11 protein-coding genes and 1 pseudogene are annotated in these 16,691 nt (G+C 57.6%); 5 read left to right on the plus strand and 7 right to left on the minus strand.

Annotated elements, in window-relative coordinates; all coding sequences use genetic code 11:
- Positions 1 to 439: 439 nt before the first annotated feature.
- The 3 genes from C1N84_RS20615 to C1N84_RS20625 all read right to left on the minus strand — a co-directional run bounded on the left by C1N84_RS20615 (position 440) and on the right by C1N84_RS20625 (position 5,409).
- The gene (locus tag C1N84_RS20615) at positions 440 to 1,411 is read right to left on the minus strand and encodes a ParB family protein (protein WP_058780984.1); all 972 of its coding nucleotides are present in this window, start codon (positions 1,409 to 1,411) and stop codon (positions 440 to 442) included.
- Positions 1,412 to 1,418: 7 nt separating this feature from the next.
- Positions 1,419 to 2,618 carry an AAA family ATPase gene (locus C1N84_RS20620; protein WP_058770419.1) on the minus strand — a complete coding sequence of 400 codons (1,200 nt, stop codon included), beginning with the start codon at positions 2,616 to 2,618 and terminating at the stop codon, positions 1,419 to 1,421.
- A 1,861-nt stretch (positions 2,619 to 4,479) separates the two neighbouring features.
- Positions 4,480 to 5,409, minus strand: coding sequence for a RepB family plasmid replication initiator protein (locus C1N84_RS20625; protein WP_021508802.1), 930 nt, complete (start codon positions 5,407 to 5,409; stop codon positions 4,480 to 4,482).
- A gap of 480 nt (positions 5,410 to 5,889) precedes the next feature.
- Between C1N84_RS20625 and C1N84_RS20630 the strand changes: the two genes are divergently transcribed.
- Positions 5,890 to 7,266 (plus strand): aldehyde dehydrogenase family protein, encoded by a 1,377-nt coding sequence (locus C1N84_RS20630; RefSeq protein WP_264444297.1) that lies wholly within the window; start codon positions 5,890 to 5,892, stop codon positions 7,264 to 7,266.
- Positions 7,267 to 7,319: 53 nt separating this feature from the next.
- Positions 7,320 to 7,904, plus strand: a complete 585-nt coding sequence (locus C1N84_RS20635; protein ID WP_058770416.1) for a nucleotidyltransferase family protein — start codon at positions 7,320 to 7,322, stop codon at positions 7,902 to 7,904.
- Between the two features lie 21 nt (positions 7,905 to 7,925).
- Here the strand turns inward: C1N84_RS20635 and C1N84_RS20640 are convergent.
- The 4 genes and pseudogenes from C1N84_RS20640 to C1N84_RS20655 all read right to left on the minus strand — a co-directional run bounded on the left by C1N84_RS20640 (position 7,926) and on the right by C1N84_RS20655 (position 13,651).
- Positions 7,926 to 11,494, minus strand: a pseudogene (locus tag C1N84_RS20640) (molybdopterin cofactor-binding domain-containing protein).
- Positions 11,488 to 12,015: a (2Fe-2S)-binding protein gene (locus tag C1N84_RS20645; protein WP_058770561.1), complete on the minus strand. Its 528-nt coding sequence runs from the start codon at positions 12,013 to 12,015 to the stop codon at positions 11,488 to 11,490. The pseudogene C1N84_RS20640 and the gene C1N84_RS20645 overlap by 7 nt, the downstream one beginning before the upstream one ends.
- Positions 12,016 to 12,058: 43 nt before the next feature.
- Positions 12,059 to 12,520: a MarR family winged helix-turn-helix transcriptional regulator gene (locus tag C1N84_RS20650; protein WP_021508807.1), complete on the minus strand. Its 462-nt coding sequence runs from the start codon at positions 12,518 to 12,520 to the stop codon at positions 12,059 to 12,061.
- 78 nt (positions 12,521 to 12,598) lie between these two features.
- On the minus strand, positions 12,599 to 13,651 hold the full coding sequence (locus C1N84_RS20655) for a 2,5-dihydroxypyridine 5,6-dioxygenase (RefSeq protein ID WP_058776152.1): 1,053 nt from the start codon (positions 13,649 to 13,651) through the stop codon (positions 12,599 to 12,601).
- Positions 13,652 to 13,973: 322 nt separating this feature from the next.
- On the opposite strand from C1N84_RS20655, the gene C1N84_RS20660 reads away from it, so the two are divergent.
- The 3 genes from C1N84_RS20660 to C1N84_RS20670 are packed head-to-tail and all read left to right on the plus strand — an operon-like array spanning position 13,974 to position 16,689.
- Positions 13,974 to 15,122 carry an FAD-dependent monooxygenase gene (locus C1N84_RS20660; protein WP_058780991.1) on the plus strand — a complete coding sequence of 383 codons (1,149 nt, stop codon included), beginning with the start codon at positions 13,974 to 13,976 and terminating at the stop codon, positions 15,120 to 15,122.
- Positions 15,119 to 15,940, plus strand: a complete 822-nt coding sequence (locus C1N84_RS20665) for an alpha/beta fold hydrolase (protein WP_394541853.1) — start codon at positions 15,119 to 15,121, stop codon at positions 15,938 to 15,940. Before C1N84_RS20660 ends, C1N84_RS20665 begins: the two co-directional genes overlap by 4 nt.
- A complete protein-coding gene (locus C1N84_RS20670) occupies positions 15,937 to 16,689 on the plus strand; it encodes a maleate cis-trans isomerase family protein (RefSeq protein WP_021508811.1) in 753 nt (250 codons plus the stop codon). Before C1N84_RS20665 ends, C1N84_RS20670 begins: the two co-directional genes overlap by 4 nt.
- The last annotated feature ends 2 nt before the right edge of the window (positions 16,690 to 16,691 follow it).

A 16,691-nucleotide genomic window follows, 5' to 3' on the forward strand; every position in this document is an offset into this window, starting at 1 on the left:
CCGTTTTCTCACGGCAGCATGAAGATTTGCTGTGAAATTCGGGCGATTTCAGCCTGAAATCCTGAAAATAAAAACCCTATTTTCAAACGGTTAGGGGTGAAATCGCCATGGCGAATGTCACCTGATTCCGGCAAATTTCATTAAGGATTCCCCCTGCTGGTTTCACTGTTGCTTTCGCATCCAGCAAAGCTGGCCATTTTAAAGTTTCAGACGGCGATGGCGCGGTTTCACCGTATTATATTGAGGGAATGGCGATTTCAGCCTGAAATTCCGGCTAAGGTTGATTTGATTTCATGCACTTAGCGCTGAAATCACGCTGGCGAAGGATGAAATTTTGGGGGGGAAATCAGGTGGGTCAGGTAACAATCTGTAGCGGCACGGTTCAGGTTGTACGGGATTGTGCTGCTACAGATTGCTGGTCATCGGAGGTAAAGCGCTACTACTGATTGAGATACTTATTCAGCGTCTCGGTGATAACGCGATCCAGCTCTTCCTGTAACTCTCTGGACTGGCGGTTAAACTCATAGCTAAACATGCGTCCGCGCGTTTTCTTACGGGCGTAACGGTCTTTATCTGCGAAGGTCCACAACGGTGTCGCCACCACTTTATCTTTTGCCGGCGCCTGCACCAGCGTCTGGCTACCGTTACGGACCAGCCGCAGGATGCCATTCTTGACTTCATCTTCCGCCAGGCCTTCACGCGCACAAACGCTGTCCACATCCATACCGATGGTTTCAATCAGAGCGTCTACCGTCTGACCGGTTTCCTGCAGTTTTTCGTAGGCCTGCAACAGCGTTTTGTAGTCAGGATAGGTCAACTCTGAATGGTTCGGGAACAGGGTGACCAGCTCCAGCGGCACACTGGCAGCCTGCAGCGCGCGGGTCACTTTTGCCTGTGACAGCCCTTCACTCTGCGCAATCTCTTTTTGCGACAGGCCGCTGTCTTTCAGTGACAGCAAACGCATGCCGACTTCACGCAGATTATGCTCACGCGCGGTCTGGATATCCTGCGCCAGACGACGGGCTTCTTCGGCAGAGATGGCAACGTCGGTAACCAGCACATCCAGCCCGGTTTTACAGTGCAGCGCGGCCGCCCGACGACGCGAACCATCGAGGATTTCAATCCGATCGCCACGCTTCACGCCGATGGCCGGGAAGAACTGCTGCAGTTTAATGGTACGGATGATATCGCGCAGTGACTCTGGCGTGAGACCGGACTGGTCACGGCCGTTGGTTTCCATCACCACGTACGTACGTTCTTCTATCTCTTTAGCCGTGATGTGTTCCAGGGTGAACAGGGCGCGTTTACCGGTGGAAAGGATGAACGTCTGGGAGTGACCATCCTCGCTGGGTTCATTTTGTAACGGGCTCTGGCTGAAGGTGCGGCCAATAGTGATTCTTTTTGCGCTCATAATAACCTCAGTTCAGGCGGATAAATTCAATACGATCAAAGACGGCTTTGGCAAAGTCTTCTGCCGCCGAACGCGCGTTTTTCAGGGCTTCGCTGCTGCCGACATAAGTCGATGGGTTAGCGGAGATAACCGTGTCGAACGATTCACCGCAGCGTTCAAAGCCATCCAGCCGAGGTAGCGCCGCATCCAGCATATCGCCGCCAAATATCTCTTTCGCCAGGCTGTGACACATCTTGTGGTCCGCTTTATTCGACAGCTTGGACATAAAGCCAATGTTGCCCTGCAACCGGCAGGTGGCTCCCGACTCTTCGATGATGTCGATAAGCTCGGGCAGGCGCGTCAGATACTTCAGCGTGGAGTGGAAATCAACCTGTGCCGGCGGCACCGGCGTCATCAGCAAATCGGAAGCGGCAATGGCGTTTTTCAGGAAGGCATCCAGATGTGGGCCGCTGTCAATAAAGATGAAGTCGTAATCTTTTTTCAGCTTAGCCACCACGTTTTCATACAGCACCGCATGCACGTTTTGCTGCGGCAGATGCTCTGCACACAGCTCTTCCCAGCGTGAGGCAATGAAAGCGTCATCGATAGAGGCAGGCAGTACGTCAACGCCTGGAATAATCGACGGCACAATAAATTCGCTTTTCAGCTCGTCGCGGCTGACGTTTTGCAGCATCGCCTGAGCTGCGGTGGCTTCAACCAAACCGACCGAACGTTCATGATTCAGGAACATGGTGGCCGAAGACTGAGGATCGAGATCGATAACCAGGATGCGTAAATCTTCGAACAGCAGGTGCGGATGCGCGCGCAGCGCGTGCGCCAGCGATACCGTGGAAACGGTTTTAGACACGCCGCCTTTCAGGTTACCGACAAACAGCGTAAACGCTTCAGGATGGCGATCGCGGTATTTCGGGACGCCGCGATGATGGTAGATGTCGATAATATTTTGGATCGACATCGCGTACTTGGTGGAACTGCCGGCCGCGCGCTTATCAAACGGATAGCCGTTTTCTTCCATCTCGTTAACCGCGTAATCGACACTGGCGCGCGTCAGCTTGGGCAACTTGGCTAACGCCGCTTTGGCATAAACCTGGTAAAAAGTATTCTCGTGTAACTCTTCTTTTTGCGCCTGAATCTGCTCCGTCAGGCTCATCAGCATTCTTTCTGAGCGTTGAGCGACTTTCAGAACCTGCTTCTCATCGTTAGCCATACTTGCTCCACACATGTAGGATTTATGACTTTATACCGAAATCCTGCACATGAGGCAAATCTATCTCATCTGTTCATCATCGGCTCGCGTTGTAAAAAGACCTTTTGCAATAGGGGGTTAAACCAGACGTTCACTGCAGTCAGTAGTGCGCGTTGATTGTTTACCCATCAATTGATGAAAATGTGCTCGGCGTAAGGGCGGCACTCTGCCACTGTTCACTGTAATCAGTAACCGACATGTGTGGCAGAAGCGGGCGATTACGGTGAAATACGGCGCGCCGTTACCTGACAGAGCAGCCCGCACGTTCACTGTAATCAGCGGGTGGCGAAAAGGAATGAACTGCGTTCACTGTACTCGGCAGAACATTCACTGCAATCAGTAACCCTGCCGTAAGATTCACTGTAATCAGTGATTCTTAGCGCAGGGACAGTGCTACCGGCGCCAGGGTGAGCCAGTGCGCAAAAGTAAATGTTCACTGTAGTCAGTGGTTCCGCGCATCATCCGCTCACGCAATGGTCAGGATTCACTGTAGTCAGCACAAGCCCACTACATTCTTCCCTCACTGACTGCCTGCAATGACGGTGTGAGGGGGTGCTGCCAGCCAGTGAGAAGGGGAGAAGCTGCACACGATGCAAATTACGCGGTTTGCGATTGCGGGCTGGCGAGCATCGCCTGCAGGAAGATTGGGCTGCGTCGCGGCGAGCGCCGTACAGTGCAGTGCAGTGCAGTGCAGTGCAGTGCGATGTTCAGGGCCGCCTTCCTTGCGGCAATCTGCCAGCGCATCGATTGATGCAGGTATAAGATTCACTGTAATCAGTAAACTGCGACGTCGATGCCAGCGGCATTCACTGTAGTCAGTAAACTATGAACGCCTTTTCGTCAATGTTCACTGTAATCAGTAATGTGACCGCGAGCAGATATTCATAGCTTTTCGCTGCGGCGCATTCACTGTAGTCAGTAAAAGGAAAAGTGTGTTTAAGCCTGAATTGCTGACCTGCCTGACTGAGCATTCACTGTAATCAGTAAATCCGATCATCTTTATCGCGCCAGGTTGAGAGATGGTCGCGCAGCACAGGGAAGGGCACTCAGCTAACAACATTCACTGTAATCAGCAGGCGAGCTGGCGCGCGCTGCGCTTTGAGGCAGCAAGACCTGACAAACACGTTCACTGTAATCAGTAAATGCCCGCTACGCCTCAGCCCCAATAATGTTCACTGTAGTCAGTAGCTGGCTTTATCTCCCTTGCAGACCAGTGCCTGCGGTGAGGGCAGGGGAGTGTTGAGAACGTTCACTGCAATCAGTAACGCAGAGAGCCGTTTCGTCATGAAATGACGTTCACTATAGTCGGTAAACCCTCCCACGATTCACTGTAATCAGCGATAGTGACCAACCCTGTCACTTTTACTGGTTACTTTTACAGCATAATTACTGAATACAGTGAATGTATTACTGTATATCGTTTATTACGCTTAATTTTCAGTCAGATACGATAAATCGTTCACTGTAATCAGTGAGGTCGTATGCTTACGTGTTCACTGTGGTCAGCAGAATCGCCCGGCAGACCAGACATTCACTGTAATCAGCCAGACGGTCTCTGAAGGCACAGGCAAGGTGTCTGTCAACCCACCTGGTAAGTACCCACTATCAATAAAAGCACTGTTATGCATGAAAAGGAACTTTGGAGGGTTTTTACGGAACAGGCGATACCGGCAGCGACCACTGATTACAGTGAATGCTACCGATTACAGTGAACAGATTAGGTTGCGCTGATTACAGTGAATGAGGGGAAAGCGGCAGTGTCACTTTTAGGCTCAGTGACACTGCGGGAAGAGGGCTGACTGATTACAGTGAATGGGTGAAGTCAGTCTTCGAAATCGAGGTCTTCCAGCGAATCGATACTTTCCAGATTACTGATACCATCGAGTTTGGGTGTGCGGCTGTGGATGATGAAAAATACCGAACGGCCCCGTTTCACTTCGGAGTAGTCCAGATAGCCAATCTCTTTCAGTTGCTCCATGGCGCGCCGCACCACATGGTTTTGCGTGGTGGTTTTTGAGCCGAGATTAAGGCGCATGCGTAAGCGCGCCAGGGAGATAGGCGCCGGATTAGTGGGCAGGCTTTCCAGGTAGGTATACAGCGCCTGCGCCGACTCCTTACGCTTGAGGCGCGAGATAGCACGCAGCTGCAGCAGCACCTTGTGGTCGAAGTTATACAGCTCAAACAGCTTAGGATCGGCCTGAATACGCACCAGATCTTTCTCACGATCGTAGTAAGCCGACTGCACCAGGTGCGTGTGGTAGGCCTTACCATTCCCCTCAAACGACAGGGTATTGGTTGCGATGCGTCGCAGCGAGGCGTCAAGACGCTTACGCAGCGCCGCGGACGAGTTGGCTGAGGGAATACCGCACATCTTGACGAAGTCGATAAACGGCAGCGTGACGGTGTCGCCTTTCGACGGATAACGCGAGAAAGACTGAATGATGCCGGCCCAGGTTTTGAAATCATTATCCATATCCAGCCGTGCGCCAGTGATGGTAATCTTTTCATAACCTTCCGCTTTCACCAGCGACAGGTTTTTGAGCTCTTTGGTGGCATCGGTTGAAGCCATTGCGCCGGATTTTCCGCGCGCCGTTGACTTCAGGGTAGGAACAAACAGACCCAGGCGCATTAGTGCGACCGGTTGTACGGTGTTATTTTTATTGGGATGAAGCTGAATAACTTCACCACTGTTTTTCGTCACCGACAGAAAAGGTTCAAGTAACGCCTTGTTTTCACTCTCTTTATCTGCCATAGCCTGAGATCTTCATTCTGTGGATGAAAAGGATCGGTATCTGATTACAGTGAACATTAACACTGTTTATAGTGAACATTCTACTGTCTATAGTGAATAAAGTACTGACTATAGTGGATACTTTACTGATTATAGTGAACACGATCACCTTCTCAGCCCTTGTCGGGTGCGGCCTGCCGCGATCGGGGATCTCTTAGGATCTCTTTTAGATCTCTTTATGATCTTTCTTTAAGATCTAGTCACTGTATAAGTGGATAACCCGTTGAGGCGACTGATGCTGATAAGCGTAACCTGCAGATTATTCGCTTACGTCTTTAAATCACCCTGTGAGGGTGGAAAGTGAAAATCTTCCGACCTGCGCTGCCTCTCAATTCATTTCAGGTGAACAACTTGCTCTCATCTATTCATTTTTCATCACCTGATGGCTGGCGTAAGGTAGACCTCACTCTGATCAACCCGATTATCTGACGAAGGCATCCTATGACTGATCACGTTATTTCACGTAATCCCACCAGCGGCGAAATCATTGCCACTTATCCCCTGCAGAGTGCAGCCGAGCTGGAAACGGCTTTACAGCAAAGCGCCAGCGCCTTTGCGCAGTGGCGTAACACAGAGATGGCACAGCGCGTGAAGGTACTGCGTCAGCTGGGTGAGCAGCTGCGCCAGCGTCAGGAGCAACTGGCTACGCTCGCTACGCTGGAAATGGGTAAACCAATTGCGCAGGCGCGTGCCGAAGTCCTGAAATGCGCCAGCCTGTGTGACTGGTATGCTGAACACGGACCGTCAATGCTGGCCGATCAGCCCACGCTGGTGGAAAACCAGCAGGCATGGCAATCGTTTCGTCCACTCGGTGTGATCCTGGCGGTGATGCCGTGGAATTTTCCTTACTGGCAGGTCCTGCGCGGCGCGGTCAGCATGTTGCTGGCGGGCAACACCTACCTGCTGAAGCACGCTCCGAGCGTCATGGGCTGCGCCCGGCTGATGCAGGAACTGTTTGCTGCGACCGATCTGCCGCGCGGCGCATTCAATGTAATCAACGTTGATAACGACGGTGTCTCTGCCGCCATTAAAGATCCGCGCGTCGCGGCCATTGCCGTAACCGGAAGCGTGCGCGCGGGTGGCGCGATCGCCGCTCAGGCCGGTGCGGTACTGAAAAAAACCGTGCTGGAGCTAGGCGGTGCCGATCCTTTTATCGTGCTGGCCGATGCCGATCTGGATGCGGCAGTGGCCTCAGCGGTCACAGGACGCTACCAGAACAGCGGGCAGGTGTGTATGGCAGCCAAACGCTTCATCATTGAAGAGAGCATCGCAGAGGCGTTTGAGGCGCGTTTCAGCGCAGCCGTGCAGGCACTGAAAGTGGGCGATCCGCTGCAGGAAGAGACTTATATCGGTCCGATGGCACGCTACGATCTGCGTGATGAACTGGATCATCAGGTGCAGGAAACCCTGCAACAGGGTGCACGTCTGGTGCTGGGCGGCCACAAGATCGAGGGCGTCGGCAACTATTATGCGCCAACCATTCTTGCCGACGTCACGCCCGCGATGACCGCTTTTCGTCAGGAGATCTTCGGGCCGGTGGCGGCGATCACCGTCACGCGCGATGCGCAACATGCACTGCAGCTGGCGAATGACAGCGAGTTTGGCCTGAGCGCCACCGTGTGGAGCGGCAATGAAGCGCTGGCGCAGGAACTGGCAGAGCAGCTGGAAACCGGCGCGGTGTTTATCAACGGCAACGGCGCCTCCGATCCGCGCGTCGCTATTGGTGGCGTGAAAAAGAGTGGTTATGGCCGCGAACTCTCCAGCTTCGGCGTCCACGAGTTCTGTAACATCCAGACGGTGTGGAAAAACCGTCGCTAACCCGGCCGGGGCGCGCCATACTGTGCGCCCCAACTTCCGGAAGCAATCCTTGTATGCAGACGCCAGGCATCCTCATTCTTGCTGCCGGTCTCGGCAGCCGCTTTCGTCAGGCCGGCGGTACCGGGCACAAACTACTGGCGCCGTATCCTGACGATAATGGCGTGCCTCAGCCGCTGCTGAAGCTGACGCTGCAGCAGGCGCAGCGCAGCGGTTTGCCGCTTCTCCTTATTATCCGGCCGGAAGATCGCGCTATTCAACAGCTGGCACAGCAGTGCGGCGTCGCGACCTGCACTATTGCCAGCGCCGGCAGCGGTGAAAGCATTGCCGCTGGCGTGCGGGCCACCGCCCACTGGCATGGCTGGCTGATCGTACCCGGTGATATGGCGTGGGTGAGGGCGGAGGATCATCAATGCGTGGCGCAGGCGCTGCGCAACGGTGCGCCGCAGGTACGGCTCAGCTGGCAAAACCAGCCGGGCCACCCGGTGGGATTTGCCGCGCACTATGGCGCGGCGCTCGCTCAACTGCAGGGCGACAGCGGTGCCCGCGCGCTGCTCGACCCGGCCATTCTCATCACTCTGCCGGCCCATCAGGGCACGATCCGCGACGCGGATCTGCCACGATCCGGGGCAAGCCGCTGACCTGCAGCGCGCCTGAATGGGTCAGTGGCTGCCGGGATTAGCGCGCACCTGCGCCACTTTTTCGCTCAGATTCTGCCACGCCGGTTGGTCAGGTGCGTAGCGCTGGCGCAGCCAGGCAGCAATATCCGCAACCTGCTTATCCGACAAGCTGGCGGCAAAGCCGGGCATATAACCGAGCGCATCGGTTGCCGGTTTGTCGATACCGTGCAGCACCACCTGTAACAGATTATCCGGCGTCGCGCTGGTTATGCTGCTGCTGTTGGCCATCGATGGGCTGACGCCAAACAACTGCGGTCCGCCCTCGCTGGCGCTATGGCAGGCCTGACAGGCGCCTTTAAACAGCCGTTCCCCCGCGGCAGTGTTCCATGCCGGTTTTGCCGCCGGCACAGCGACAGGGCGCGCTGCCTGACCATTAATGTCTGCCAGATAGCTGGCCATGGCGCGCACGTCGGCTTCCGGCAGGGTGGCGAGATGGCTTACCACCGGTGCCATTGGTCCGGCGGCAACGCCGTGCTGCGCATCGTAACCACTGCGCAGGTAGTTATACAGCGACTGCGCCGTCCAGGGCTGCGGGGCTTTATTCAGCTGATTGAGCGCGGGCGCTTCCCAGCCGTCGACCCAGCCACCGGCGAGGAAATTGTCCCCGCGTTTTTCCGCGCCCAGCAGATTACGCGGCGAGTGGCAGGCACCGCAGTGTCCGGCTCCGTTCACCAGATAGGCACCGCGATTCCATTCGGCGCTTTTACGGGGGTCAGGTTGGTATTCGCCGCGTCCGAGGTAGAGCGCGTTCCAGCCCGCCATCAGGAAGCGCAGGTTATAGGGAAAGCGCATCTGGTTTTCTGGCGGTGCCTGCTGTACCGCCGGCTGCGACATCAGCCAGGCGTACAGCGCCTGCATATCGCCTTCGCTCAGCTGGCGAAAGCTGGTGTAAGGAAACGCCGGATAGAGATGATGACCGTCGCGGCTGATGCCCTCGCGCATGGCGCGATCGAAGGCGTTAAATGACCAGCTGCCGATGCCGGTCTGTTTATCCGGCGTGATGTTGGTGGTGTACAGCGTGCCAAACGGCGTCTCCATCTTCAGGCCGCCGGCATTGGTCGCGCGCCCTTCCGTGGTATGGCATACCGCGCAGTCACCGGCGGCGGCCACCTGACGACCGCGTTCCAGCATCTCTGCCGACCAGCTTCCGGCGGCCGGGGTGTCACGGGCGCAATCGGTGCGCGCCACGGCAGCGCGTTAATCGCCACGCCAGCGGCGAGGCCGAGCAATCCTGTTACGCCACCCAGCGCCCATTTTCGGCGGCGGCGGCGGGCGGTTTGGGCCGGTGCGGCCAGCTGTGGCTCCGGCTGCGGATCGGGGCCGTTCAGCGCCTGACGCAGTTTGTCAGCGGTAATGGGCAATTCACGAAAACGGATACCGGTGGCATCAAAAACCGCGTTAGCGATGGCCGCGGCGCTGGGCACCGACGCGGATTCCCCCGCGCCGAGCGGCGGTTCGTGCGGGCGCGGCACCATCATCACGTCGATATCCGGCACTTCCGGAAACGTCAGGATCGGGTAGCTGCCCCATTCCTGGCTGGCGATCAGGTTGCTTTCAATCGTCACCTGTTCTTTGAGCACCCGGCTGGTGGACTGAATGACATTGCCGTGAATCTGATGCTTTACCCCTTCCGGGTTGATCATCATGCCGGCATCATGGCCCACGGTGATGCGCGTAACGGCGATCTCGCCGCTCTGCTTATCAATCGCGACATCCGCGACCCAGGCAGCCCAGGCGGCGCCGAAGCCGGGAAATTTGCTGTGAATATAGCGTGCGTAGGCAAAACCGCGTCCGCGCAAAATGCCGGGTTCACTGGCGGTCTGCTGAATGGCGGTGCGCGGCGTCCAGTCTGCGCGCGCAGCGGTGGAGCGCATTAGCTCGGCGGCGCGATCGTCCTGAATGTAGCGCAGCCGGTACTCCACCGGATCGACGCCTGCCGCGTGGGCCAGCTCATCCATATAGGATTCATGGGCAAAGGTGTTGGGCAGGGCCGAAACGCCGCGCATCCACGAGGCGCGCACAATCGGCGCCATGTCCTCAATGGTGACGCGCAGATGGGGAAAATCGTAAGGTGGAATGGAGGTGCGATCGCCCATTTCATACGCCAGCGCCACCGGATCGACGCGGCCGGTCAGCAGCAGCGCAAGGGTGGGTGCGCCGTTGGACGGATAAGACGTAGTGAAATCATACACCTGCGGATTGCCCTGCGCGTCCAGCCCGCCGTCCACCTCCATCAGCTGTGCAGTGCCTTTCGGCTCCCACACGTGTTCCTGGGCGCGCGTCAGCTGTACCCGCACCGGCTGGCCTACTGCGCGCGACAACAGCGCCGCATCGGCGGCCACGTCATCGGCGCAGTTGCGACCGTAGCAACCGGCGGCTTCCATGCGGTTCACTTCAATGGTCTCTTCCGGCCTCTCCAGCAGCCATGCCAGATCGGCGCGCAGCAGGTGCGGATTCTGCGTACCGCTCCACACCTGCAGCGAATCAGGCTGATAGTCGGCCACCGCACAGGAAGGGCCAATCGACGCATGCAACTGATAGGGCCAGACATAGCTGCGGGTAAAACGCTGCGCGACATTCGCCAGCGCGGCATCCACTTCACCGCTGTCATGCACCACGCGCGAGGTGCGGGGATTATCACGAATAGCCTGTTCGATATCGCGCAGGTCCGGCAGGCTGTGTTCCCATGGCTTCCAGCGCACCTGTAATGCGTCCATCGCGGCGATGGCCTGCTCCTCGCGCTCGGCCACCACGCCGACAAAATCCGCGATCTGCACCACTTTCACGATGCCTTCGAGATGCGCGATCGAGCTTTCGTCAATGCTGAGCAATGAGGTACCGACAAAGCTGCCGGTGTCATAGCCCGCATACGGTGGACGAATGACCCGGCCGTGCAGCATACCGGGCACGCGCAGGTCATGCACCCACGTCAGTTCGCCGGTGGCTTTGGCGGGAATATCTACCCGCGCCGAGCTGGTACCAACTAAGCGATATTCACTGGCGGGCTTGAGTGTTACCTGATGATCAATCGGCACGATGCTGCGCTGCTGCTGCACCAGTTCGGCAAATGACAATTGCTCACCGCCGGGGTGCTGCAGGAAACCGCTGTCCAGCGTGATGCTCTCCACCGGCAGCTGCCAGCGCGCGGCGGCCTGCTGTAACAGCCACTGGCGCGCCGTTGCAGCCGCTTTACGCAGCGGTACGGCAGAAATTTGCAATGTGGCGCTGGCGATGGTGGCGCCCTGGTTGGGCACGCGCAGCGTATCGCCCAGCACCATATGTACCTGATCCATGCGCAGATTGAGCTCTTCGGCGACGATTTGCGTCAGCGCGGTTTTCACCCCGGTGCCGAGATCGACATGGCCATTGAAGGCCCATACGCGGCCGGAACCGTCAATAGCCAGAAACAGTGCGCGCTCTTTGGCTTTCAGCGTCGGCGTCTGGCCTTTGGGCACCAGCCCCGGCGGCGGCTGAATCTCATCGACAATCAACAGGATGTCGCTGGCTGCCAGCAACTGCTGCTGCGTGGGGACGTTAGCCGCACTCATGATGCCGCCTCCGCCTGCTGCAGGCATAAGGTGATGGCGCGCTTCACCGCGCACAGAATCTCCTGATGGGTGCCACAGCGGCACAGATTACCGCTCAGCGCCGCACGTATCTGCCGGTCATCAGGGCAGGGCTGAGCGCGCAGCAGCGCGGCGGTGGTCATGATCATGCCGTTAAGGCAGTAACCGCATTGTGCGGCCTGCGCCTCAATAAACGCCTGCTGCACCGGGTGCAGTGCGTCGCGGTTGCCCAGGCCTTCCAGCGTGGTGATAGCGCGCTGACGCACGCCATACGCCGGGATCACGCAGGCGCGCGCGGCAACGCCATCGATCAGCACGGTGCAGGCGCCGCATTCGCCCAGGCCGCAGCCATATTTGGGTCCGTTAAGCTGGAGTTGATTACGCAGCACCAGCAGCAGCGAGGTATCGCGGTAGCTGCTGATGGAGTGAGTCGCGCCGTTCACCTCAAGGGCGTAATGGCACGTGGATGCAGGTGAAACCGGTGTGGCAGTCTGATGTGCCAGCATTTTCATTATTAACCGCCTTAGCGAGGCGGCTAAGCGCCCCGGGTTAGGGCTGGCTCGTATCGTCCAGCATTTTCTTCAGCAGATAAATCAGCGCGACCCGTTCGGCCGGATTCAGCTGCCCGTAAGTCATTTCGGTGATGCGCATCGCGTTGTCAGTCGTGCTGTCAATCAGGCGGTGGCCTGCATCGGTCAGCATGACAATCACTTTGCGTTTGTCGGTGGGATCGGGACCCAGACTGACCAGATCGCGCGCCTTAAGACGCTCAACCACACCGCGAATGGTGGCCTGATCGACGGCGGTATAGCGCACTAAATCGTTCTGTGCGCTCGGACCGCGATCGCGCAGCGCACAGAGGGTAATAAATTGCACGGCAGTGATCTGTGAATCACCGACGTGTTGCTGAAAAATCGCCGCATGGCGTTGATACACCTTGCGCAACAGATGGCCAACCTGCTCGGTATAGTCATAGCGCTGGTCTGCGCGCGGATCCTGCTGGTGCGACATGCCTTTATCCTTTTTCCCGGAAACTGTCAGGCAGTGTAATGCATTGTCACTGCGCTGACAGCCGTTCCCTGCGCACGATTAACGCGCGCGTGAGGCCTCCGGTGCAACCACTTCACCTTCCGCCACCACCAGCAAATCGTCCACTTTGATGTCGCAGCGGCGCAGAGCAATGTCCATATGGCACGGCGTTTTGCGCTTACCGCCCACTTCGGTGTTCGGTCCGGTCGAAAACAGGAAGTTGCCGTAAAAGGCGCGCGCGTCCATACACATGCCGTCGTTTTTGTCGTGTAATCCCATCGCCGTCCACTGTGCGCGCGGCTGCAGCCCCCAGCCGATGTGGGAAATACCGTACACTTCCGGGTCGTTGAAGTAGCGCATGTAATCGCGCAGATACTCAGCCTCAAAGCCGCCGTGGATGTGGGTGACAAAGCCCTGCTCGATCTCCAGCGTAATACGTTCACGCGCGTAAGATTTAAACGGCAGCAGGATGTCACCGACGTCCAGCACCAGCACGCCTTCAGCCTGATCTTCATTCGGCCAGGTGAACAGGAAGCCGCTCGGCCAGTGATCCCAGCGGCCCGGCTCATCCGCGTAGCCATATTCCGTTACCGTGGGGTACTGGCCGAGCGGGGCGCGAAAATCACTGCCGGCCGGCGACTTCACCGTCATCATGCGCGCTTTTTCCAGCACTGCCGCCGCGGCCAGCACGCGCGACTTGTCCTCTTCAGTGGGCAACATTCGTGCCAATACTTCCGGCGGCTCAACCGCCAGCAAAATTCGCGTCCCGGTTTTCAGGATTTGCTCCTGCTCCGGCGAATGCAGCAGCATCATGGTATCGACGATCAGGTCCGCCGCTTCCAGCGCGCGCTGTGCGGCAATGTTGCCGGTAAGCGCGGTATCACCGCAGTAGGCGGTCATGTCGTTACCCATCGCCGTCGGGTGATTGAAGGCCGGCAGCTCAATGCAGTACACCTTCGCGCCCAATCGTAGTGCAGCATCAGTGGCGGCCTGCACGGTGCGTGCATCGGAATAGTGACTTTTCAGGATGGCGACGCTCTGGCTGGCGTCGACTTTCGACAGCCGTAAAACCTGCTCGAACATCTGGCCTAACTGGCTCTGATTTACTGCCATAGCGGTTTCCTCTCAGGGTTAGATGTCAGACAATTTGCTGCGCAAAACTTCAGCTATTTATAGCGAACACGCTTTATGTGTTTGTTATAGACGTGTTGCGAAGAACAGTGCAAGCATTTCTTTTTGACATAAGAAAAGCCTATTTAACCTTATCATCAGGCTGTGATTAACATCATGTTATCGAGTTTTCACTGTAAATACGGTTGCTTTTAACAGTGTCATAACCTCAATAATTAAAGCGTATGCACTATAAATTCAGCATCGGGTTTGATCGTTTATCCGCGTGCATACCTTCAAATCAGCGTCAGTGTGAGAGGAAAATATGAGCAATATGAAACGCATCGCGGTGATCGGCGCCGGGCTGGGCGGGCTTGCCGCCGGCTCGCTGTTACAGAAAGCGGGATTTCATGTCACGGTCTACGAACAAAGCCCGGCTTTCTCCCGTCTGGGTGCCGGCATCCACATGGGGCCGAACGTGCTCAAGGTGTTTCGCCGCATGGGTATCGAACAGCAGCTGGAGGATCTGGCTTCGCATCCCGATTTCTGGTTCAGCCGCGACGGCGAGACCGGGGAGTATTTGTCACGTATTCCGCTGGGCGCTTATGCGCGCAAAGAGTACGGTGCGGCTTATGTCACGGTGCACCGGGGCGATTTGCAGGCCATGCAGATGACCAGTCTGCAGCCGGGCAGCGTCCAGTTCGGCAAGTGCCTGAGCAGCGTCGAAGACAGCGGCAGCGATGTGGTGTTGCGTTTTCAGGATGGCAGCGAAGCGCGCGCGGATATCGTGATTGGCGCGGATGGCATTAACTCAAAGCTGCGTGAACATCTGCTGGGGGTGGAAGCGCCCACTTACAGCGGCTGGGTGGCGCACCGTGCGCTGATCCGCGGCGAACAACTGCGCAAATACAACCTCAGCTTTGAAGATTGCGTGAAGTGGTGGTCTGAAGATCGTCATCTGATGGTCTATTACACCACCAAAGCGCGCGACGAATATTATTACGTCTCCGGTGTGCCGCACCCGGCGTGGGATATCAAAGGCAGCTTCGTTGAAAGTAGTCAGCAGGAGATGCTGGAAACCTTTGGTCACTACCATCCGGTGGTACAGGCGCTGATCGAGTGCAGTGAATCGGTCACCAAATGGCCGCTGCTCAACCGCCAGCCGCTGCCGGTATGGAGCGAAGGGCGCATTGTGCTGCTGGGTGATGCCTGCCATCCTATGAAACCGCACATGGCGCAGGGCGCTGCGATGGCCATCGAAGATGCCGCCATGCTGTCGCGCTGCCTGACGGAAACCGGTCTTGATGATTACCGCACCGCGTTCCGCCTGTATGAAGCCAACCGCAAAGAACGTGCGTCGCGCGTGCAGGCCGTCTCTAACGCCAATACTTTCCTGCGCACCCAGGAAGATCCGGCCTGGGTGTACGGCTACGACGTGTTTGCCGCGCCGCTGAAAAGCGAGGTGACCTCATGAGCCGTTTTATGCACGGCGGTCAGGTACAGGCCAACGGCATTCGCCAGCACTATCTGCGCTACGGCGGCAGCGGGCCCGCGCTGATCCTCGTACCGGGTATCACCAGCCCGGCAATCACCTGGGGTTTTGTGGCGGAAGTTTTTGCGCAGCATTTTGATACCTGGGTACTGGACGTGCGCGGTCGCGGGCTCTCCAGCAGCGGTGAAGGGCTGGATTACGGCATGGAAAGCTGCGCCGATGACATCAACGCCTTCGCGGATGCGCTGGGGCTGACGCGCTATCACCTGGTTGGCCATTCGATGGGCGCGCGCTTCATCATGCGTGCGGCGGTGAAACAGCCAGCCGGCGTGCTGTCGCTGTCGCTGATCGATCCGCCGGTTTCCGGACCGGGCCGGCGTCTCTATCCGGGGCAGTGGCCGTGGTATGAGGATTCCATTCGCGACGCGCAGCGCGGCATGGACGCTGAAGCCATGAAGCAATACTGCCCGGCCTGGAGCGATGACCAGCGCCAGCTGCGCGCCGAGTGGCTGCACACCTGCTATACGCCAGCCATCCGTCGCGCCTACGACGATTTTCACCAGCTCGATATCCACCAATATTTCCCTCAGCTGCCGGCAAAAACCCTGCTGATGGTGGCAGGCAAGGGCGGCGTCATTCAGGCGGAAGATGAAGCCGAAATCCGCGAGCTGCTGCCAACCATTGAGATCAGCCGGGTAGCCGGCGCTGGTCACATGATCCCGTGGAATGATTTTCACGGTTTCTTCAATGCCTTTGGCACCTTCCTTGGCCCCTCACTGACTCCGGAGACGCAGCCATGACGCGTTCGTATCGTATCGGCCAGATTGTGCCGAGTTCCAACATCACCATGGAAACCGAAATTCCCGCCATGCTGCAGGCGCGCCAGCTGATTCGCCCGGAGCGGTTTACCTTCCACTCCAGCCGTATGCGCATGAAGCATGTCAATAAAGATGAACTGGCGGCGATGGATAAAGAGTCCGACCGCTGTGCGCTGGAGCTGTCCGACGCGCGCGTTGACGTGCTCGGCTATGCCTGTCTGGTGGCGATCATGGCGATGGGTCCGGGCTATCATCGCCAGTCGCAGCAGCGCCTGACGCAGGTCACGCGCGACAACGAGGCGCTGGCACCGGTGATCACCAGTGCCGGCGCGCTGGTCGATGCGCTGCATATTATGGGCGCGAAGAAGATCGCGCTGGTAGCGCCCTACATGAAGCCGCTGACCGAGCTGGTGGTGGATTACATCCAGCGCGAAGGGATTGAGGTAAAGCAGTGGCGCGCGCTGGAAATTGCCGATAACCTCGCCGTCGCCCGCCACGACCCGGCCAATTTACCCGGCATCGTGGCAGACATGACGCTGACGGATGTTGATGTGGTGGTGCTGTCGGCCTGCGTGCAGATGCCTTCGCTGCCGGCGGTGGCAAAAGTGGAGGCGCAGACCGGCAAGCCGGTAATTACGGCCGCCATTGCCACCACGTACGCTCTGCTGAAGGCGCTGGAGCTGGAGCCGGTGGTGCCGGGCGCGGGCGCACTGCTGTCCGGTGCGTGGTAAGG

The sequence above is a fragment of the Pantoea sp. SGAir0418 genome (assembly GCF_043529865.1).